Raw genomic sequence first — 20684 nt, forward strand, 5'->3', positions numbered from 1 at the left:
CTCCGTATACAAGGCGAGCATAAAGCTGCCGACTAAGTTAAAATGGCCGACAGAATTGTCGGCTTTTTTGTCGCTATAGACGACGGTCTAATGGCTTACTCCGGCTTTATCATATTGACGGCGATACCAAGGAAGAACATGACCAGCATCGAACTTACCACCCCCATTGAAACTCACTCGATCAAGCAGCAGCTCGACGACTACGCGCAACAGCAGAAAGACGCTTTTTGTACTGGTGGACACGTTACCGAGCTGGTACTAGAACGCAGCCAGTTTATGGACAAGATGCTGCTATCGCTTTGGCAACATTACGGGTTCGATAACCATCCTGATCTCGCGTTAATCGCGGTCGGCGGCTATGGCCGCGCAGAGCTACACCCGCTCTCAGATATCGATATTCTATTTCTGAGCCAAACGCCCCTTGACGATGCGATCTCCAAGCAGTTAAGTGAGTTCGTGACGCTGTTGTGGGATTTACGCTTAGATGTTGGTCACAGTGTTCGCACGCTGGCTGAGTGTAAGAAGATCGCTGATGAAGACCTTACCGTGGCAACAAATTTGCTAGAGTCGCGCCTACTCTGCGGCCATAACGACACCTATGAACAACTCGTCGATCACTTTGAAAGCAACACGTTTTGGCCAAGTGCCGATTTCTACGCCGCCAAAGTGAATGAGCAACTGACTCGTCATGCGCGCTATAACGATACCGCCTATAACCTTGAGCCCGATATCAAATCGACACCGGGTGGACTACGTGATATTCACACCTTAAGTTGGATCGCAAGACGTCACTTTGGCGCTACCAGCCTGCGTGAGATGAGCAAGTACGGTTTTTTAACCGATGCCGAATTTCGAGAGCTCGCCGAGTGCCAAGACTTTTTATGGCGAGTCCGTTTTGCGTTGCACTTAGAGCTGCGTCGCTATGACAATCGACTCACTTTTGGACATCAATCTTCTGTCGCCGAGCTATTGCAATACCAAGGCGAGGGGAACCAAGGTGTTGAGCGCATGATGAAGGACTTCTATCGCACCTTGCAGCGTGTGGTAGAGCTCAACAAGATGCTCTTACAGCTGTTTCAGCAAGCGATCCTCGAAGATAAACAGCCCAAGACTTCACAGATCCTCGATGACGACTTTGAAATCAAAGGCAACGTGATTGAAGCGCGTAAACCGGCGCTCTTTCAAGCGCGTCCCGATACTATCTTAGATATGTTTCTGCACATCGCCAGCCATTCAGAAGTCGATGGCATCGCCGCGCCAACATTGCGGCAACTGCGCACCGCTCGCCGTCGCCTAAATCGTTTTTTGATCGACATCCCCGAAGCAAGAGACAAGTTTATGGCACTGGTGCGCCACCCAAATGCACTGCTTCGCGCTTTCCCCCTGATGCATCGTCATGGCGTACTCGCGGCTTACTTACCACAATGGAGCCAGATTGTTGGCCAAATGCAGTTTGATCTCTTCCATGTCTACACCGTGGATGAGCACACCATGCGTTTACTGAAGAATTTACAGAAATTTTCATTAGAAGAGTCTCGCGAACGTCACCCGGTTTGTTGTGAAGTCTATCCACGCCTGATCAAAAAAGACCTCTTGATATTGGCTGGTATCTTCCACGATATCGGCAAAGGTAGAGGCGGCGATCACAGTGAAATAGGCGAAGAAGAGTCCTATCATTTCTGCATTCAACATGGACTCACACGACCAGAAGCAAAACTCGTCGCCTGGCTTGTTCGCCATCACCTTTTAATGTCGGTCACCGCCCAACGTCGCGACATCTACGACCAAGAAGTCATCGCTGGTTTTGCGGAAGAAGTTGGCGATGAAGAGCACTTAGACTATCTGATATGCCTAACCGTTGCTGACATCTGTGCGACCAACAAAGAGCTATGGAACAGTTGGAAACGGACCTTGATCGCCGAGCTCTACTACAGCACCCAGAAGACGCTACGCCGCGGTTTAGAGAATCCGCCGGATGTCCGTGATCGCATCAAGCACAATCAACAACTGGCGTCCGCCCTGCTGAGAAAACAAGATATCGCTCCCCGCGATATTGAAACCTTATGGCAGCGCTTTAACAGTGATTACTTTTTGCGTCATACCCACAAACAGATTGCATGGCACAGCCAGCACTTAATTGAGCATGATGATCTGAATAAACCGCTCGTTTTAGTCAGTCGCAAAGCCACTCGCGGCGGTACCGAAGTCTTTATCCATACTCGGGATAAACAGAGCCTATTTGCCAATGTGGCGGCTGAACTAGATAAGAAAAACTTGAGTATTCATGACGCGCAAATCATGACCAGTAAAGATGGCTTTATTATGGATACCTTTATGGTACTCGACCCGAATGGTAAAGCCATTCCCGCTAACCGCCATGATCGTATCGTTGAAGCCTTAACGAAGACCATTACCACCGGTAGCTCAACACCCAAGCGCCACCGCCCATCACGAAAGCTACAACATTTCGATGTGGAAACCGTCGTCACCTTTCTTCCAGTAAAACGTACTCAGCGCAAGACGCTAATGGAACTCGTTGCATTGGATATGCCGGGACTATTGGCTGTGATAGGTAAAGTCTTCGAACAGCTCAACTTAAATCTACATGCAGCAAAAATTACGACAATTGGCGAGCGCGCGGAGGACTTCTTTACTTTAACCACCAGCGATGGTGATACCCTTAACGATAGTGAACAAGAAGAGCTCGCCAATTTGCTACGCAAGGAGATTGAAGCACTCGGCGAGCAATAACCCTGCTTTATACAAAGAGACAATAGGGTGTGTCATGTACACGCCCTATCGCTTTAATGCTGCCTCGATGACAACAAAGCTCCCACGCAGGCCTGACGATCCTCTGCTAATTTTAGACAAGACCCTTCGCGTTAGTACAACACCGCTTACCCCAATTGTAAGAGATCATTTGAGAAAGGAGATCTTGTATGTACCCTCAACTCAAGGCCATCGGCATTGAAACGCCAGAGCAGATCGAGCGTTATAGTCTGCGCCAAGAAGCCCAATCCGACATTCTAAAAATATACTTCCATCGCCAGAAAGGGGAACTGTTTGCGAAAAGTGTCAAATTCAAGTTTCCTCGGCAACAAAAATCAGTGTTGATTAGCGGTGGAAGTCAGCAATACCGCAATATCACTGAGATTAATCGCACCCTCACTAAAATCATTGATGAACTTGATCAAATCACCAATACCTCCCACCAAGAGCAAGATGTGAAGAAGAAGATTCTCAGTGATCTTCGCCACCTCGAAAAAGTCGTCGCCTCAAAAATAGCTGAAATCGAAGCCGACCTCGAAAAGCTATAGCATTCCAATCACATGAAAAGCATTTGGCCACCCATAGGCCAAATGCTTTCCGAGCTGTACATCATTTAAAGCAATAAAACAAAATCTCATAAAAATCAAATAATTAATAAAGTTCACTCAGCTTAAGAAGCCATTGAGTTACTGGTACCCAATAACAAAAAACGCATTTGGATCATCACAGCCCAAATGCGTTTTTAACTGGACGCAGTCTCGCGTTCTAACTGATTACGGCCAACTTCTCAACCACGCTTTTTAACCAGGGCAAACCCGCCTCTTCGGGTTCAAATGTCTCACAAGCATCCACATCCAAACGATCATGTAAAGGCGTCGCTGTCAGCTCTAACATTAACGTATCAAACAGACGGCCACCGCCACAAAAGCGATGATCACCATAACTGGAGTCGCCTAACGCAGCGACGGCATAATGCATATTTGTGAGCAGAGGAAAACGGGAACGCAATTCTTCATACAATGGCACTAAACCATCAGGCAACTCACCTTGTCCCGTGGTCGATGTGACAATCATGGCAATATCATTTTGATAAGCCACAAAGTCATCGAACTGTGGATTATCAAACACTTCCGCTTGATGCCCTTCTTGCTGAAGCGCTGAAGCAAAAGCTTCCGCCAATCCCTGCGCGGTGCCATACATAGTACCGACGAAAATACCTACTTTTGCCATCTCAATCTCCATGATAAACGCTTTCTTATAGCGTGGCTCAAACCACAGATAATGCAAGTAAGCACATGAAATATTGATATTTTCGTCGACTAATTATCCTTACTTTCTAACAGGGATACTGACCAATCAAAAGCATTGAGGACACGCAGCCAGCTCGCGTCGACGGGCGCATAGATATCCACTTTTTGCTCAGTGTAGGGATGAGTGAACACTAATCGAGATGCATGTAGCATCAAGCGATGGCAATCATAATGCTGACGAAAAACACGATTGTGACGGCCATCGCCATGATTCACATCACCAATAATATGGTGACTAAGATGATGCATATGGCGGCGCAGCTGATGCTTTCGTCCTGTTTCGGGTAACATGCGCACCAAGCAATACCGACTCGTCTCGTAGCGGCCTGTCGCGATAGGCACTTCAACCCTTGCTAAAGGTGCATACACTGTCACGGCGTCCTGAGGGGCCTTGTCTTGCTGCGTTTGCTTGTCGGCTATCTTGTCCAATTCTTCTTTTAACGGATAATCCAACCGATCACCTTGGGTGATCCAACCGCGCACCACCGCATGGTAAGTTTTCGTTAAACGGTGCTCAGCGAACACTGGCATCATCTTGTTGGCGGCTTCACTGGACAAACCAAACAACAGCACACCCGATGTCGGTCTATCTAAGCGGTGTAAAGGAAAGACATGCTGCCCAATCTGATCACGCAATGTTTGCATAACGAACTGCGTCTCGTGACGATCGAGCCAAGAGCGATGCACGAGCATCCCAGCGGGCTTATTCACCGCAACATAGTGTTCATCTTGATAAAGAATATCGAGAGTTATCGGTGCTGGTGAGACTTTCTGCTCTTCACACATGTCACTGTTCTCCCATCAAACGATCAAGATCTTGGGTAATCTCGAGGAGTGCCGCAGCATAAGGCTGGCCCTTCGTGACTTCTTCAAAGTAAGGCGAGATTTCAAAACCATGCGGTAAGGGATGCGCTTGTTCAAGCACCGCGGTCATACGGGGGATGAAGACCCACTGCAACCACTCTTCACCGGATAACATGTCGGCAGAAAACGGCATGACACTCTCTAAACGCGAAGGCTCGGGAGGCGCTATTTGCCATACTTCATTATCAACTAATACGCGCTTTAACTCAGCCAGCAATTGCTGACATCTTTGATGTTTTGTCATTTCCGCCTCACTTGCGCCATCCCAAGGAGAAACGCCGCCGATTCTTGATTGGGCGGCAAGGATAACACTGCGCGAGGAGATGGCAACTGTCTGTATACTCAAACCACCTCACGCAGCTTGGTCAGCGAGAATGTTTAGGTGTGTCAACAAGACACTGTTTTGAAGTTCGAGTGGGCTATATCAAAAAACAGTCTAAACAGCGGAGAGCCTTTACTTTGAAGATGACGTGGACTCAATCAAAAGGCAGGTATTCACATAACGCGATACCCAAAAAAGAATAACTCGCAAAGAAATGAACAACGTACTCCCACGAATGCTATTCTCTCTTGAAATAAAAACGAATGACAAAAGTGTCAACTATCCAAAACGACTATCTATTGGCGCAACTAGTCGACACACCTCATCGGTTCATTTGGTAAATTTAACAAAAGCAGATTCGCTATTCTCTTACTCGTTCTGACCATCTCCGTTCTATGTTCACAAGGAAGTTTTGATATTGTCATCAATAAATCAATCACCTCCTTATTTTCTTTTATATCAGTATAGTCTACATCCGGTACGCTCTGCTCTAAAAACCACACGATTGGAAAGTCTGTTGCTTTAGCGATTTTTTCAAGGACATCAACACGTGGAATCGTTCTACCAGCTTCTAAATCTAAATAAGTCTGTCTAGCGACACTTAATTCTGTTGCCATATCCTGCTGAGTCTTTGAAGCCAGCACTCTGGCTGCCCTTATCTTTGCCGGTAAATCCTGCTTATCAATACCCATTTTCATACATTCACCTTGCCTATAAAAAATATTTTTTCGTCTTAACGATGATTATTTCACTTTGCGATGAGTAATAAACCATACCTAGAGTCGTTATATTGCTATTTCCATCAACAAGAGGAAATGAAATGAAGCAAGTAATCCTTAATAATAAAATGTATCGTTACACTGTTATGGAAAATACAAGTACAAAACAGGTTGCAATTTTTCTTCTCGGCGCATTACAAGACATTGAGTCCGTCTCTAAATATACAGAGCAATTCTCCAAAATACTCACTTGCATAACAGTGGAGATTCCAGGCACTGGATACGCAGAACCCCTTGACCCTACCGTAAGTATTCACGATCAAGGCTGTATTCTTCTCGACTTTATCAATTATATGGACATAAGCTCAGCCCATATTATCGGATTCTCATACGCGACAGCCATTGCTGTAGAGCTTTGCCATATCTGGCCCGGGGTAAAATCACTCAGCATATGCGGAGGTGTGCCAGGCATACCACAGTCAGGAGTTGCTGCGACTAAAAATATGATTGCAGCATCTATGCTCGGAAAGTCAGCGTTCGCAAAATCGTTTATAGAGTCTTTAACCGTAAACAGAGACGATATTCCAAGACAACGTGTCATTAAAAAAGCAATGGAAAAGAACATTTCTCAACTCGAAGAAGATCGGATACAGATGTTTTTTAACAACTCCGTGAGATTACTCGTCCATAAGCCTATCAATTTAGATAAAATTGCCATTCCTGCTGTCATTTGTGCTGCTGAACATGACCCCTATGTCACAACAAAAATAGCAAAAGAGTTTGCCCAACAACTCCCCAACAGCCACTACTATGAAATTCCAAAGTCAGATCACCTTGCTCATTTGGAGCAACCAGAAAAAGTAACAAAAGCGCTCATTTTACTTGCTTCATCAGCCGTTAGCATCGAGAGAACTCTCAACGAGCTCACTGTTTAATTTACACTTTGACATAAATCGGTCAACGTAAAATTCTACGAGTTTTATGTTGACCTTTTTCAGTAAGAGATGATGCGTCACATTTTTATCTGTACAATTGAGAAATGAGACACAGTATTTGAGAGAAGGTCTCTTTTTTCTTTAACTCCAGTCGATTTAATATGTCAACTATCAATACATCACGTCGATTTTGAGCAATTCTCAGTAAATGAAACTGTGGATAAACTCGCATTTCACTTGTGAAGCTAGCATGAGAATTTAATTTAAACCCCAGCTTACCTCTAAATCCAACTGAGACTGAAACTGGCATTGTCTTGCGTTCATTTTCAAGCATTTTGTATTGATAAACTGACAAACCAAGTACACGAGACATCATATCAACACTGATCTCATGGTTATGCCTAAACTGACGCATGTTAATTGCTAGAGAACGGTAATAGTCCTCAGCAAAACACTCCAGGTCGATTTTACGAGGAGGAAGGATTTCATCATAAGACATATTTATCGTCGTCGCATTCAACTCATCTCGAAGAGCAATAAACGCTTGTCTATCTTGTTCATCCAGCAAAGTAAGAATAATCTCAAGCACAGCATTGAATGCTTGCTCAGGTAACTTACCAATACGGATTAACCCCTCTATCGACTGTTCATCCATGCCTCTATAGTACTCTCGCAACTTCATGCCATGATAAAGAGCTGTCATAGGCACCATCATTGCCCAAGAATATGCAGCAACAACATGTAACGGACGAGTACTTTCATATGAGGGTTGCAAGTATTTTTGTAACGTCTCGGAACGGATACCAGAAAATCGCATTTTCAAATCTGCAAAAGAAATCTGATTCACTCTTCGCACATAAGACATAGAGATAGCAATTTGCGTTTCGATATCTTTAAACGACTCGTTTAGATTTTCAATCTCTTGCTCAGTTGGCAGTGAGGACAACTTAGTGTTCTGCATGAATACAACTTCCTTTTTATCGCCCAAGTAGCACCTGCATTTTATAATTTCATTTCTCACATAAGCAATTAATATAAAAAATGACCATAACAAGCTGCTATAATATTACTGGGAAATATTAAACACGTATTTCCTAGATAAAACTTTTTAGGCTTCCTTATCATTGGATTATACTCAAACCACCTCAAGACGCTTGTTCAGCGAGAATTTCTAGGTTTGCCATCGAGGCACTGCTTTGAAGGTCTAGTGGGCTAAATCAAAAAGCAGTAACAAAGGTGGCGAGCCTAGAAAACTCGCCCTTCGGGCAGCGACTAGCCCCCCGATTTCTGCGTTAAAGGTATTCGAAAGGGGAAAGCCATTCCTTCACACCTTTGCCTTGAACTCGACGCGCTAGTCTGCTTCTGAATCCTGCATCTTGAGGTGGCTTGAGTATATCTACGCCGTTGGGTAGGTTTTGCTGACAATACCTCAACGCTGTATCTATGATACTCGCAGAGAAACTCTCACCGAGCACGCATCTTGAAGTTACTTGAGGATAAAGAATGATATACTTTCGCGTTCATCAATGAGGAAGTGAATTATGACCACCCTGCACCATTTGAGCCAACTGCTTGACCAAGCAGACTGCGAATTTACCATCTACGATTTAGGCCGTCGTGTGACGCTGATTCCGAACGCTCTCTTTCGTGCAGTGGAAGAAAACCGTCAGCCCTACCCTTACCCATTGCGCCAACACGCTCAGATTGCCGTTGTGTTTCGCAAGCAACAAGAAGAAGCGCCCTTTTTATGGTTGCTTAAATTTCCTCTAGATGAACGCGGTTTACTGAAAGCTGCGCCTGTTGGCGACTTTATTCGTTATGTCGCTGAAGCGATGGGAAAACAGCTCACCGCACCACTCACGGAAGATGAACAGCAGGCCCTCGCAAGCAACCCCTATCTGTTCAAACCTTCTGAAGATAAACTCGCCATACTGCACGCCAAGTTGCGTTGTGAGCTCGGCCAAGCACCAACCCACTTCTATGCTGCGGCCAGTGAGTACTTTACTGCAGAGAGTGATAAAACGCAGTGGCAACAGTTGGGCATTCAAGGCCTTGCTGATATTGCTACCCGCCTTAATCAAGATAACAACACCACAAAAATACGCGCGGCGCTCGCTAAACTGCCTGATGCGCCACGTTACGCGCTATTGGGCTGCTTAGAGCATGTCGATCTGCCAGCATCCTTGGCGCAACGGCTAGCGGATGATCTTAACCTCGCTTTGTCTTCTACCACAGCAGACAGTCAGCATATTGCCGCTTTAATACGTGCGCTTGCAGGCGCACCCAAAGCCATGCTCCAACAACAATTGCAGCAGCTGTTACAGCATCCATTAGTCAATGTCGATGACGTATTGGTCGCGATTGCGGGCCGCTGTTGGCATGGCTTGGATGATGACACCTTACTCGCTTACTTGCTTAAATTGGCAAAAAACGGCAATCAAGGGTTGTTCAACGCCTTATTTGCCGATCTTGTTGCTATTCCAGCTCTGCGTTGTCATATATTGCCGCTGTTACATCAACCACTCCCTGAGAAACTGCAACTGGCGTTACAAGAAATGCAGGCGGGTTTGCAACACTGATTAGCAGTACAGTATCTTGGTGACGTAGATTTAGCATATTGAGGAAGAGAAAAGAGTTTAATGAGTGATCTATTTGTAATTGTCGGCGTGATCCTCATCGCCACCCTTTTCTGGCAACAACGAAAACAGTCAGAGCTCGCCAATCGGTTAATCAAGCAGCGTTGTGAGCAGTTAGGCCTACAGCTACTCTCCACAAGCCGAGGGCGCTACTGCTTCACCTCACCGCAGGGAAAAAAAGGGATCTTTGCACTTTTCCATTTTGAATTTTCAGCCAATGGGCAAGATTACTATCAAGGGCAGTGTTGGATGCAAGGCCAGCACTTACTCCGATTTGATATCCCCCCTCACCACCTACCTGACTTTTAATACCTAGACTCAGGTCACCTCAAGATATTTGTTCAGCGAGAATGTCTAGGTCTGCCATTGAGGTACGGCTTTGACGTTCTCGTCGACTAAATCAACAATCAGTCACAAAGATGGCGAGCCTAGAATACTCGCCCTTCATCACAGGGCGCGACCTTCTTATCTTCCAGTACCTTTTTCCCCAGTAAATCACTGCAATTCAATCGGCCTGTCTATACTGGATTTAGACTCAAACCTGATTTTCACTCAACTCGAAAAGCAGTGTTTGCGTATCTACACAAATCGCGGAGGCGCTCATTATGGAACTATTTTCTCACAACTTAACCTCGCTTTTTGAACAACTCGGGTTAGATAGCTCACCACAGGCGATCAATCTGTTTGTCACTGAACATAAACTGCGTGGTGGCGAAAACCTCCATGACGCAACTTTTTGGCAACCTTCTCAGCAACGTTTTCTCTCTGAAGCGCTGAACGAAGATGCCGATTGGGCTGAAGCGATCGATCTGCTCGACACCCTACTGCGCAAAACGCATTAGCACGGTGCGAAGTCCGCTTTCAATGGCTTAGACTTGCGTGACAAAGCAAATACAGGCTATGGTGATCAGATCGATACCAGTAAGGACACCATATAGTGGCAAACGATATCCAAACTCTGCTAGAAAACGCCATTCAATCTCTGATCAATGACGGCAAAGAGCCTACAACGGCGCTGATAAAATCACGCCTCTCTCAACCTGTGCCGATGCCAGTGATTATCTCTGCCTTGCAAAGTTGGAAACGAACTAAAAAGGTACCGGGATATACACAAATTCAGCCAGAACAGACGCTAGAACAACGGGTCGCGGCTTTAGAAGAACAGGTTAAAAACTTAACAGAACAACTCAACCAACTGGCGTCTAACAAATAGGGGCAAATGGGTCGCTCTCAAAAGCGTTCTCCCCTTTCTGCTCAATGCCCTTTTTAGAGGAGCTTGCTATGAAGGCTATCCCTTTCATCTTACTGACACTGTTGTCCTCATCAGCGCTCGCCAACTGCTATAAAGTCGGAGACATGGCAGGCTATACGGTGAGAGAGCAAAATGATTACGCCCTCAACACCCCATCAGAGTCTAAACAGGTTTTTGAAGTCACTATTGATGGCAAAGCCAGCGGTGTCAGCCCAAGTGATATTGACTGTACACTCGGGGGCGGCAATACCTTGATCTGCTTTCATGTCGGAGAAGGCGGGGAATCCGTGATTGAAACCTGGGCTCTCTATCCAGAACAAGCGCGCGCCCTCTACACCAAAACCATCAATGGCTATGGCACTTACAATGGCGGCACGCTCTTTGTTGGCACGATTCTCGGTCAATGCGAAACGCCATAATAGTCCGCTACTGAAAATCCCAAGAGAGATTGGATACAATCCGGCAGTCATCGCAACGGAACTGAAATAGATCATGAAGCGGTGAGTCGAGCTTCCACGTTTTTGAACCACACTTTGGACAGCTTCTCGCCAACTCTTGCGCCAAGCTTTCTCCACCCACTTGATACTGGTAGTAATAGGTTGGGATCTTTGTGAGGTATTCAATCCGCCCACGTAAATCCCACCCCCGTCGAAATAGATCACTGCCAATATCGCGAATCTCATGCAACGCCGCATGCTCAGCTTGGCACCCCGCGGCCATTTGCAGTTCATCGCACGCTTGCCACTCTGTTTGCCATTTCAAGATCGCTTTATGGTCACCATTGAGCGTCGCGGGGATGTGGTAGAGAGGTATAGGCTGTAAGGCATCACCACATTTTAATGGTGAGCAGGTATGCACAAAGCTGGTGTAGAGTACCATCCATGCTGGGCGTTCGGTTTCACTGCTCGTTTCAGAGTTGAGGTCTCGACCGAGTACTTTAACCTTTGGCGACAACAATCCAGCCACCGAGAGTTGCTTCAGACAGGCCGTGACTTGTGGACTATGATAGTCCGGGTGCAGACTTTCAGTCTCAGGGCAGACGGCACGCACCGTGAAAGAACCCTCCCCCATGATGATTGGAAACTCACGCCCCAACACTTGCCCATTATAGCGCAATGCATCCATCACACCATTGATGGCTCGATCGACATCGCTCAACGTCGAGTTGTCAAACAGGTCAAACTGCAATTCAACAACGTACATCTTAAGCCACCACTCGCGGCGTTAACTCCGCTAGAAAATCTTCTACCGAATCAGATAACACTTCATGTTCGCCACGACCTAACGTTTCGAGAATCACTTCGCCACTCAAGTTACAAATCGAGATCAGTTTCTGCTCATCGTTATCAATAGCCGCAATAAACATGGTGGGCTTCAGCTTTAAGCGACGCTGCATCACTAAGTGACCTAGCATGTTCTCTTGTAAACGGGGTAAGTCTTCATCACTCCAAACTTGCAACAGTGTCAACGGGTGTTGGCGGAACTGCGCAGGCATATCTGCCGCATACTGGCTACCATAAAAGACTTTGATATCTTCATGCAGGCGCAACTCAATGGCTTGCTCCACATTGTCAAAATCCGCTAGGGCTTGACGCGCAACACGCTGCCAGCTGACATCTAAGCCGGAGTCCCGCTCTACACATGGTGATGCATAGCCACTCAATTGATCATCTTGGGGTAATGCATACCCTTCTGCTTGCCAGGCTTGTTGATAACGCTCAGTAAATGAAAATAATGCTCTGGCAACTGAATGTTCCATTCGCAACCTCTTAAAAGATTCAGTAAACTTTAGATATTCTAATCGAAATGTGTTGTTTTCAGTATGAGCAAATACAAAGATGCCCCAGCGCTAGCTGGTTTAACATTGGGTCAAAAGACAGATTATCAGTCTCATTACGATGCGTCGCTGCTACAAGCTGTGCCACGTAGCCTCAACCGTGATGACCTTGACTTGGGTGATACCCTGCCATTTACCGGATATGATATCTGGACTTTGTATGAGCTTTCTTGGCTAAACAGTAAAGGACTACCACAAGTAGCCATTGGCGAAGTACGCCTTCCTGCCACCAGTCCAAACTTGATTGAGTCTAAATCTTTCAAGTTATATCTCAATAGCTTTAATCAAACCAAATTTGCTAGTTGGCAACAAATCGCAGATACCTTACAAAAAGATCTTAGCGATTGTGCTGGCGAGCACGTTGATGTCACGCTGTCGCCGCTGGATGAGTTTGATGACCAACCGATCGTCAACTTCAGCGGCAACAGTATCGACAATCAAGATATCGAAATCAGTGATTATGAGTTTGACCCAGAGATCCTAAAAGATGCTGCAGATGATGTCGTGGTCACCGAAACGCTGCATAGCCATTTACTCAAATCGAACTGCTTAATCACTAATCAGCCCGATTGGGGCAGTGTGCGCATCGCTTACACTGGCGGTAAGATCGATCAAGAAAAATTGTTGCGCTACCTTGTGTCGTTCCGAAACCATAACGAGTTTCACGAACAGTGTGTCGAACGCATCTTCACCGATCTGATGAAATACTGCCAACCTAGCCAACTAACCGTTTATGCCCGCTATACGCGTCGTGGTGGTTTAGACATCAACCCATACCGTACTAACATGGGTAAAACGCCGAGTGATAATTTCCGTCTTGCGCGTCAATAATCGCAAAGCGTCACTGCAACGTTAGTAGCCTAAGTCAGGCGTGGCACACCATTGAGCCCCCAGTTAGCTCGAAATGTGAACACGCCTGTCTTTACTGATGTCACATCTCACCAGTATTGCGCGCTGAATACACAAATCGGCCTAGACTTCACCACCTCAGCCGTTAAGATAGCGTCACTATAATCAACACATTGACGTGGTATGCGCTTACTTCCTTTATTGCTGCTTCTCCTCAGCTGCCTTAGTTTCTCCCTTCATGCACGAATTTACAGTGTGCCAGCGCTTGCCGAAGCAAACGACTATGTTGATACAAATCCGCAGGAAGCCATTCGCCTTACCCAAAAGTATGTTCACCAAGCACGTCGCCAAAGTATGGACGAAAATCGCGAGCCTTTCCGCAGTAGCGACGATCGCGATTTAACGCTGCGCAGCCCAGTAAATGTGATTCAAGCCATGCACATCAAAGCGCGAGCAGAAAGCAACTTGGAGCGCAGTTACGCCGCATTGAACACCCTAGAGCAAGCCCTCATCCTCGCCCAGCAGTACGAACTATTGATGGCAGGTATCGAAACGGAACTGCTGCAAGCTCAAGTACACTGGCAAGCACTCAGCGACCACGACACCGCGATGAATTTGCTAAATCGCGTCGATGCGGCCTTAAGCATCCCTCAAAATCGCGCGTTAATTAGCATTCAACGCCAGCTAAATTTCCGTTCAACCCTATTACGTGGACATATCCAATCAGAGCTTTACAACGAGGATCAAGCCGTTCAGTTGCTGACGAAAGCGCAGAGTTATCTCGAGCATCTTGATGACGACAGTGACAAGATTGACTATTACCTCACCATGGGGCGTCACTACCTCAAGTACAAGCACGAAAACTTAGCTCTCGACCAACTTATCGCCGGCTTTTGGCTTGCGAGTGATACAGAGATCATCGCAAAGTTAGCAGATGCTAACTTGTTACTTGCACAACTTTATGAACGTCGACAAATCTTTGATAAAGCGCTTCAACACGCTTCTGCCGCTGGCGACTTTTACGAATCCCACCAACGTCAAAAACAGCTATCACAGACGCTGACCTTAATTGCCTCCATCTACGAGCAGCAAATGCGTTTTAACCTGGCGCTGGTTCATTACTTCAATGCGCTTGATCTAGAGAAGCAACTTAGTAAGCACTCACGTAGCAGCCAGTTGCGCCTTAACGTTGCGCGAGTCTATTGGCAGCTCTACAACTACGTTCAGAGTGAAAAGTACTTGATGGACGCTAAACGCATCGCTAAGCAAAATGGCAACGACAATGTCACAGCCCAAGTGGAGATCATGTTTGGCGAACTATTCATCGCACAAAGCCGCTATCCCCTCGCCATTGAGCATTTACAACGCGGTTTAGCCCTCGCAGGACGAGTTGGCAACTTAACCATGCAAATGGATGGTGAGCGCCTTCTATCTAGAGCCTATCAGGAAGATAAAGACTTCTACGAAGCCCTTATGGCGCAGCGTCGCTTTGAACAGTTGCAACAGACGCAACAACAAACCCGCGATAAGAATGAGATCGAAGTCTTCAAGGGCCGCCAGCGCATGCTAGAGCGCAATATTAAGCTCGAAGATATGGAACGTATGCAGCTTGAGCAAAAGCTCGTGCTCTATCGCAATGAGCGCATTATTCTCGGCCTCACTATCGCACTCGTGTTGATATTCCTCTACGCACGTAACCGCACTAAGAAGCGCGATGAACTGCACATGCAGTTACTCGATCTACGCCGAGACTTCTACAAACACCCGCGAAGTGGTTTGAAGAATTTACGCATGCTCAACGCTCGCTTACCGAGCTCGCTACAGCGTACCAGCGCCAACTTTGAGCAATGGCATCTGGGTGAAATCATCAACGAACCACTCAGTGATCGCCTTCGTTTTGCCCTGATAGATGTCCCTGTTCTGCGCCAAGTCTATGTCGAAAAAGGGTATCAGCAGGGGCTGAAGTTTGAGCGTGAGTTTGGTGATTATCTGCTTAGAGAGATATTCGAACCTGCGCGTATATATCATTTTTCTGATGGTATCTTCCTCTATCTTGAACCAAATGCCAGAATGAGCAGTAACCCAGACCAACTGTCTGATTCCCTTAACACTTTGATCAATCGATTTATGGAAAGCCAATCAGTGGAATCCGTCACCCGTATGGGTTTAGCTGAGTACCCTTTCCTCCCCCGCGCCTACACCGCAATTAACGATCAAGAGTTGATCGACATCTTGCTAATGGCGATGGATGCAGCAAAAAAGTTAAGTAAAAACAGTAACAAAAGTGAGTGGGTCCATTTACGAGCAATTGAAGCTGCACCTGCGGCTAGTTTTGTTAACAAGCCTATCCGGGAAGCTTGTCAGCAAGGATTACAAAATGGGTTACTAAGGGTACTTACTTCGTCAGAAAGTGAAGTTAGCTGGTAATGGGATCACGCTTCGTTACAAAAACTCCCATTTCACACCGTCAATTGCTTACTATTTAGCCTGTTAATAGTGGCGTGATATACAAAATTTGTTACAGTGTACGCGGTACTTTTCAGATCTGTGCCGCATTCCTGTATGTAATTTTCTGTCGCGGAGCTGTTAGACATCAATCATGAATGATAACCAGTATGTTAGTCAGCTATCATCGCTACGATTGAGACTCGAATCGGCGCAACGAGAGTTTCGGGATGCAACACTTCAATCCCGCCGTGAAAAAAATGTGCTAAAACGATTGGTCGCAAGAATCAGTATCGCCCTTCGCGGTTATGACCACGAGTTAGACGCCTTACTGGTCGACATTCGCCACGCATTAGAAAATCCTGAGACACAGATCAGTCAACTTATCCCAAAACTGGCTTTAGCAGAGCGTATGACGATTAAGCAGTCCGCGAACAAAGAAAAACAATTTCAACGATTGGATCGTCAGATTGAACAATCCGGTGAGGTGCTGAAACGCGTCCGCGGTTTGCCTCCCCAACTAAAGCGCGAGTTGCGCAGCCTCATGCTTCGCAACGCCCCGAGTACCCAACACCATTCAGTGAAGAAAGTCATCGAGTTGCTCGAAATCTACGAGCGCGCTATGAAGTTGGTGACGTCAGCACACGAGTTTAACGACAGCTTAGAAGAGTTGGTGGATAAAGATATCCAGTTACAGCTTTCTAATGAGTTGCAAAACCTCATCACTGAACTTGATTTCGAAGGGGAATCCGGCGATAAGCTACTCGATATTCGCAACCAGCTGTTGATCGGCGTCGACAGCGAAACACTCCTCAAATTGGCATTGCAACTGATCCGCCTCGTGATCGATGCAACCCATAACGAACGTAATCAATCGCAGCAGTTTCTTAATACCATCAACAAAGACCTTGCGAGCCTGCAAAAAGCGACGCACCAGAGCCTAGACCATAGCGAAACCATGGTGCTGCATCATCAGGGGCTAACGGGTGAACTCGCCTCTATTCGGCAACGCTTGCAATCGCAAGCAGAGAAAGCGTCAGATATGAGCAAGCTGATTGTCTCCGTTCATGAGGCTTGCCACGAGATGCAAGGGCTTGTCGAGCGCAACCGCGCACTGGAAAAACGTGAGCAAGCCCTGCTTGAGCGGATCCGCTATAACGAATCTAAAATCACCTCACTGTACGAGCAGACGCTAGATTACCGCCGCCGCCTCAATGATCAAGAACGTAAAATGTTCATGGATCATCTCACCAAAGTATATAACCGTGCAGCCTTAGCGGATCGCATGGAACATGAGTACAAACGTTGGCTGCGCTACCAACACCCACTGTGTGTGGCATTTATCGATATCGACCACTTTAAAGATATCAATGACAGCTATGGGCATATTGCGGGCGATAAAGCGTTGAAGATCATTGCGCGCACGATTTATAAGAATGTCCCTGATACTGACTTTGTCGCCCGCTATGGCGGCGAAGAGTTCGTGCTGTTAATGGCTGAACGCGATCAGCAAACACTGACCGACCAACTAAACCAAGTTCGTGAAGCGGTCTACGCGCTGCCCTTCAAGTTTAAGGATAAATCAGTCTCCATCAGTATTTCGATTGGTGCGACGCTGTTTACCACTAACGATACCCCTGACCTAGTCCAAGAGCGCGCCGATCGCGCGTTATACAATGCCAAAGACTCAGGTCGCAACCAACTTATATGGGTATAACGCCTCCAACACTACCGCCATACTTCACTTCTCATTGACGACAACTCACACCTTAATTCCAACGCAAGATCACCCTTTTTCAACCTACCAGACCCAAAACTTTCATTGAATTTAACTGGTCAATATGCTCATAGCTGTGTATGTTGAAAGATGACAGTACGTATTCAATCAACCTCAAGTAGATGAACTATACTCAAACCACTTCAAGATGCAGGATTCAGAAGCGGCCTAGCGCTTCGAGTTCAAGGCAAAGGTGTGAAGGAATGGCTTTCCCTTTCAAACACCTTTAACGCAGAAATCGGGGCGCTAGTCGCTTCCCGAGGGGCGAGTTTTCTAGGCTCGCCACCGTCGTTACTGTTTTTTGATTTAGTCCACTAGATCTTCAAAACAGTGTCTTGTTGACAAGCCTAGAAACTCTCGCTGAACAAGCATCTTGAAGTGGCTTGAGTATATAGGGAATGAAATTGGCTGAGTCCGCTGCAGTATTAGGACAACTCAATCACAGTAAACCCGCGATATGCTCGATCAATGTCGAGCTCAAGCAGCGTTTAACTCTCCTTTCCCGCCTTTCGGTTTCGGCGCAGTACGCTCATTGGCATCAGATGTAAATGCCAAGGCGATCACCTAACGACACACACTATCGCCCAACTTACACTGACTTCGACCGCAGCATCGACAGCTTGATTGAATGTAAAATAACAATAATATCCAGCGCTGATAAGCGCCTTTGGAGGTAACTATGATCACACACATTAGCCCGACAGGGTCAATGGATCTCCTCTCTCAAATTGAAGTGGACAAACTGAAACACACCGCGACCAGTGACCTGTACCGACTCTACCGCAACTGCTCACTGGCGATTTTGAACTCAGGCAGCCATACCGATAACTCAAAAGAGCTGCTCGATAGATACACCAGTTTTGATATCAATGTGCTGCGTCGTGAACGTGGTGTGAAACTGGAACTGATTAATCCACCAGAGCACGCGTTTGTTGATGGCCGCTTGATCAAAGGCATTCGTGAACACATGTTCTCTGTGCTGCGCGATATTCTCTATCTCAACAGCCATGTCACTCAACGTGAAGGCCTAAACCTCACCAGTGCCGCCCACAATACTAACTTCATCTTTGATATCCTACGCAATGCGACGCTGTTGCGCCCACGGGTAGATCCCAACCTTGTGGTCTGCTGGGGCGGCCACTCGATCAATGACATCGAATATGAATACACCCGAAAGGTCGGCCATCAGCTTGGCTTACGTGAACTTAATGTCTGCACAGGCTGTGGACCGGGTGCGATGGAAGGGCCAATGAAAGGCGCAGCGATAGGTCATGCAAAACAGCGCTACAAAGAAGGTCGCTTTATCGGCCTGACTGAGCCCTCGATCATTGCCGCTGAACCACCAAACCCCATCGTCTCTGAGTTGGTGATTTTGCCTGATATTGAAAAGCGCCTTGAGGCCTTTGTCAGGGTTGCGCATGGTATTGTCATCTTCCCGGGCGGTGTCGGCACCTCGGAAGAACTACTCTATATCCTTGGTATCTTAATGCACCCAGCCAATGCCGATCAGCCAATGCCTCTGGTGTTAACTGGGCCGAAAGAAAGCGAAGCTTACTTCCGTACCATTGATACCTTCATCGCAAACACGCTCGGTGAGGAAGCACGTAAGCATTATCAAATCGTCATTGATGATCCGCAGAAAGTCGCCAAGATCATGAAAATCGCCATGCCGAAGGTCAAAGAGCATCGCCAATCGATCGGAGATGCATACAGTTACAACTGGTCACTGCGCATCGAGCCTGAGTTCCAGTTACCTTTTGAACCCACTCACGAAGCAATGGCATCGCTGGATCTCCACCTCAATCAAAAGCCGGAAATTCTTGCCGCGAATCTTCGTCGCGCCTTCTCAGGTATCGTTGCAGGTAACGTCAAAGATGAAGGGATCCGCGAAATTGAACGTCATGGCCCTTTCATTATCAATGGCGACGGCAAATTAATGAAAGACATGGACAAGCTTCTGCAAGGCTTTGTCGATCAACAGCGTATGAAACTGCCGGGCACCGCCTACGTGCCTTGCTACAAAATCGCGACCTAATCGAGGCTATTTAGCGCTCGATCATCATCATGAAGCCAAAGCCGCCGTGATTACGGCGGCTTTTCTTCGTCTCATTTGCTCCTCACTCCCTCCCCCTGATATCATCGCCCTACGATTCACTACTTCTAACGCGCTATGGCCATTCACCTTGTTGTTATCGATGCTCTGAACCTTATTCGTCGTGTTCACGCGGCACAACCGAATCCTGATGACATCGACGCAACCTCACGAGTTTGCTGCCAAGCACTAACAAAAATTATCAAGATGAGTGAACCGACCCACATCGTTGCCGTGTTTGATCACTTAAGCGAAGACAGAGGCTGGCGGGCAGACTTGCTCCCGGACTACAAACTGGGTCGTAAACCCATGCCTGAGGTGCTACTCAATAGCTTAGATCGTCTTCAAGAAGACTTTTGGCAGTTGGGTATTGATTCGCTGCTATCGGATGGCGATGAAGCGGATGACCTCATTGCGACCATCGCGCTCAAAGTAGCCAACCGTGGCGAAAAGGTCACCATAGTGTCGACAGACAAAGGATTCTGCCAACTTCTACAGCCAACCCTACAGATCCGTGACTACTTTCAACAACGCTGGCTTGATAGTGCCTTTATTGAAAAAGAATTTGGCGTGCTACCAGAGCAACTCACCGACTATTGGGGCTTAGCGGGGATCAGTTCAAGTAAGATCCCAGGCGTGCCGGGCATTGGCCCTAAAGCTGCATTGGCTTTATTAGAACAATACGGCAGCTTAGATAAGGTCCTTAGCGCCGAGGACATCCCCAGCAAATACGCGAAGAAGCTCGATGGTCATCACGACGACGCCCGCGCTGCGCAACAAGTCTCGAAGCTGAAAACCGATATCCTGCTTGGCTTTAACCTACAAGATATCCGCTACGCTGCCGATGCAACACAATCACCTGCATAGCGTTCTCAGG

General features: G+C 46.9%; 20 protein-coding genes. 13 read left to right on the forward strand and 7 right to left on the reverse strand.

What is annotated here, in order from left to right:
• Positions 1-138: 138 nt before the first annotated feature.
• Together glnD and TSUB_RS12950 are read left to right on the forward strand one after the other, a co-directional pair.
• Positions 139-2751, forward strand: a complete 2613-nt coding sequence (glnD, locus tag TSUB_RS12945; RefSeq protein WP_087022894.1) for a bifunctional uridylyltransferase/uridylyl-removing protein GlnD — start codon at positions 139-141, stop codon at positions 2749-2751.
• 188 nt (positions 2752-2939) lie between these two features.
• Positions 2940-3317, forward strand: a complete 378-nt coding sequence (locus tag TSUB_RS12950; protein ID WP_087022892.1) for a DUF3461 family protein — start codon at positions 2940-2942, stop codon at positions 3315-3317.
• Positions 3318-3534: 217 nt separating this feature from the next.
• Here the strand turns inward: TSUB_RS12950 and TSUB_RS12955 are convergent, their stop codons facing one another.
• The 4 genes from TSUB_RS12955 to TSUB_RS12970 form a co-directional block, all read right to left on the reverse strand.
• Entirely contained in the window at positions 3535-3999 is a 465-nt protein-coding gene (locus tag TSUB_RS12955) for a flavodoxin (protein ID WP_087022890.1), read from the reverse strand.
• A gap of 89 nt (positions 4000-4088) precedes the next feature.
• Complete coding sequence (gene truC, locus TSUB_RS12960) at positions 4089-4865, reverse strand: tRNA pseudouridine(65) synthase TruC (protein WP_192867857.1); 777 nt, start codon at positions 4863-4865, stop codon at positions 4089-4091.
• Between the two features lies 1 nt (position 4866).
• Complete coding sequence (locus TSUB_RS12965; RefSeq protein WP_246616368.1) at positions 4867-5289, reverse strand: YqcC family protein; 423 nt, start codon at positions 5287-5289, stop codon at positions 4867-4869.
• 284 nt (positions 5290-5573) lie between these two features.
• Complete coding sequence (locus TSUB_RS12970) at positions 5574-5963, reverse strand: helix-turn-helix domain-containing protein (RefSeq protein ID WP_087022887.1); 390 nt, start codon at positions 5961-5963, stop codon at positions 5574-5576.
• Positions 5964-6085: 122 nt separating this feature from the next.
• Here TSUB_RS12970 and TSUB_RS12975 point away from each other — a divergent pair, with 122 nt between their 5' ends.
• Positions 6086-6919, forward strand: coding sequence for an alpha/beta fold hydrolase (locus tag TSUB_RS12975; protein ID WP_087022885.1), 834 nt, complete (start codon positions 6086-6088; stop codon positions 6917-6919).
• 85 nt (positions 6920-7004) lie between these two features.
• On the opposite strand, the gene TSUB_RS12980 is transcribed toward TSUB_RS12975, so the two are convergent.
• A complete protein-coding gene (locus tag TSUB_RS12980) occupies positions 7005-7880 on the reverse strand; it encodes a hypothetical protein (protein WP_087022883.1) in 876 nt (291 codons plus the stop codon).
• Positions 7881-8460: 580 nt separating this feature from the next.
• On the opposite strand from TSUB_RS12980, the gene TSUB_RS12985 reads away from it, so the two are divergent.
• The 5 genes from TSUB_RS12985 to TSUB_RS13005 all read left to right on the forward strand — a co-directional run bounded on the left by TSUB_RS12985 (position 8461) and on the right by TSUB_RS13005 (position 11226).
• Entirely contained in the window at positions 8461-9498 is a 1038-nt protein-coding gene (locus tag TSUB_RS12985) for a DUF3549 family protein (protein WP_087023545.1), read from the forward strand.
• A gap of 60 nt (positions 9499-9558) precedes the next feature.
• Entirely contained in the window at positions 9559-9864 is a 306-nt protein-coding gene (locus TSUB_RS12990; protein WP_087023543.1) for a DUF3301 domain-containing protein, read from the forward strand.
• 296 nt (positions 9865-10160) lie between these two features.
• Entirely contained in the window at positions 10161-10397 is a 237-nt protein-coding gene (locus TSUB_RS12995; protein WP_087023541.1) for a DUF2789 domain-containing protein, read from the forward strand.
• A gap of 95 nt (positions 10398-10492) precedes the next feature.
• Positions 10493-10768 (forward strand): hypothetical protein, encoded by a 276-nt coding sequence (locus TSUB_RS13000; protein ID WP_087023539.1) that lies wholly within the window; start codon positions 10493-10495, stop codon positions 10766-10768.
• A 68-nt stretch (positions 10769-10836) separates the two neighbouring features.
• A complete protein-coding gene (locus TSUB_RS13005; RefSeq protein WP_087023537.1) occupies positions 10837-11226 on the forward strand; it encodes a hypothetical protein in 390 nt (129 codons plus the stop codon).
• Between the two features lie 7 nt (positions 11227-11233).
• Here TSUB_RS13005 and TSUB_RS13010 read toward each other — a convergent pair whose 3' ends face one another.
• The gene (locus TSUB_RS13010) at positions 11234-12010 is read right to left on the reverse strand and encodes a Zn-ribbon-containing protein (protein WP_087023535.1); all 777 of its coding nucleotides are present in this window, start codon (positions 12008-12010) and stop codon (positions 11234-11236) included.
• 1 nt (position 12011) lies between these two features.
• The gene (gene syd / locus TSUB_RS13015; RefSeq protein ID WP_087023533.1) at positions 12012-12566 is read right to left on the reverse strand and encodes a SecY-interacting protein; all 555 of its coding nucleotides are present in this window, start codon (positions 12564-12566) and stop codon (positions 12012-12014) included.
• 63 nt (positions 12567-12629) lie between these two features.
• Between syd and queF the strand changes: the two genes are divergently transcribed.
• The 5 genes from queF to xni all read left to right on the forward strand — a co-directional run bounded on the left by queF (position 12630) and on the right by xni (position 20674).
• On the forward strand, positions 12630-13475 hold the full coding sequence (gene queF / locus TSUB_RS13020; RefSeq protein ID WP_087023531.1) for an NADPH-dependent 7-cyano-7-deazaguanine reductase QueF: 846 nt from the start codon (positions 12630-12632) through the stop codon (positions 13473-13475).
• Between the two features lie 201 nt (positions 13476-13676).
• A complete protein-coding gene (locus tag TSUB_RS13025) occupies positions 13677-15920 on the forward strand; it encodes a tetratricopeptide repeat protein (RefSeq protein WP_087023529.1) in 2244 nt (747 codons plus the stop codon).
• 172 nt (positions 15921-16092) lie between these two features.
• Positions 16093-17655: a GGDEF domain-containing protein gene (locus TSUB_RS13030; RefSeq protein ID WP_087023527.1), complete on the forward strand. Its 1563-nt coding sequence runs from the start codon at positions 16093-16095 to the stop codon at positions 17653-17655.
• Positions 17656-18394: 739 nt separating this feature from the next.
• Complete coding sequence (ppnN, locus tag TSUB_RS13035) at positions 18395-19750, forward strand: nucleotide 5'-monophosphate nucleosidase PpnN (protein ID WP_087023525.1); 1356 nt, start codon at positions 18395-18397, stop codon at positions 19748-19750.
• A 135-nt stretch (positions 19751-19885) separates the two neighbouring features.
• On the forward strand, positions 19886-20674 hold the full coding sequence (gene xni / locus TSUB_RS13040) for a flap endonuclease Xni (RefSeq protein WP_087023523.1): 789 nt from the start codon (positions 19886-19888) through the stop codon (positions 20672-20674).
• The last annotated feature ends 10 nt before the right edge of the window (positions 20675-20684 follow it).

This window comes from Thaumasiovibrio subtropicus, assembly GCF_019703835.1.
GTDB lineage: Bacteria > Pseudomonadota > Gammaproteobacteria > Enterobacterales > Vibrionaceae > Thaumasiovibrio > Thaumasiovibrio subtropicus.

Bases quoted from the DNA above. Each gene is read 5' to 3' on its own strand.
- glnD (WP_087022894.1), top strand. From the start codon at position 139: ATGACCAGCATCGAACTTACCACCCCCATTGAAACTCACTCGATCAAG.
- TSUB_RS12950 (WP_087022892.1), top strand. From the start codon at position 2,940: ATGTACCCTCAACTCAAGGCCATCGGCATTGAAACGCCAGAGCAGATC.
- TSUB_RS12955 (WP_087022890.1), bottom strand. From the start codon at position 3,999: ATGGCAAAAGTAGGTATTTTCGTCGGTACTATGTATGGCACCGCGCAG.
- truC (WP_192867857.1), bottom strand. From the start codon at position 4,865: ATGTGTGAAGAGCAGAAAGTCTCACCAGCACCGATAACTCTCGATATT.
- TSUB_RS12970 (WP_087022887.1), bottom strand. From the start codon at position 5,963: ATGAAAATGGGTATTGATAAGCAGGATTTACCGGCAAAGATAAGGGCA.
- TSUB_RS12975 (WP_087022885.1), top strand. From the start codon at position 6,086: ATGAAGCAAGTAATCCTTAATAATAAAATGTATCGTTACACTGTTATG.
- TSUB_RS12980 (WP_087022883.1), bottom strand. From the start codon at position 7,880: ATGCAGAACACTAAGTTGTCCTCACTGCCAACTGAGCAAGAGATTGAA.
- TSUB_RS12985 (WP_087023545.1), top strand. From the start codon at position 8,461: ATGACCACCCTGCACCATTTGAGCCAACTGCTTGACCAAGCAGACTGC.
- TSUB_RS12990 (WP_087023543.1), top strand. From the start codon at position 9,559: ATGAGTGATCTATTTGTAATTGTCGGCGTGATCCTCATCGCCACCCTT.
- TSUB_RS12995 (WP_087023541.1), top strand. From the start codon at position 10,161: ATGGAACTATTTTCTCACAACTTAACCTCGCTTTTTGAACAACTCGGG.
- TSUB_RS13005 (WP_087023537.1), top strand. From the start codon at position 10,837: ATGAAGGCTATCCCTTTCATCTTACTGACACTGTTGTCCTCATCAGCG.
- TSUB_RS13010 (WP_087023535.1), bottom strand. From the start codon at position 12,010: ATGTACGTTGTTGAATTGCAGTTTGACCTGTTTGACAACTCGACGTTG.
- syd (WP_087023533.1), bottom strand. From the start codon at position 12,566: ATGGAACATTCAGTTGCCAGAGCATTATTTTCATTTACTGAGCGTTAT.
- queF (WP_087023531.1), top strand. From the start codon at position 12,630: ATGAGCAAATACAAAGATGCCCCAGCGCTAGCTGGTTTAACATTGGGT.
- TSUB_RS13025 (WP_087023529.1), top strand. From the start codon at position 13,677: ATGCGCTTACTTCCTTTATTGCTGCTTCTCCTCAGCTGCCTTAGTTTC.
- TSUB_RS13030 (WP_087023527.1), top strand. From the start codon at position 16,093: ATGAATGATAACCAGTATGTTAGTCAGCTATCATCGCTACGATTGAGA.
- ppnN (WP_087023525.1), top strand. From the start codon at position 18,395: ATGATCACACACATTAGCCCGACAGGGTCAATGGATCTCCTCTCTCAA.
- xni (WP_087023523.1), top strand. From the start codon at position 19,886: ATGGCCATTCACCTTGTTGTTATCGATGCTCTGAACCTTATTCGTCGT.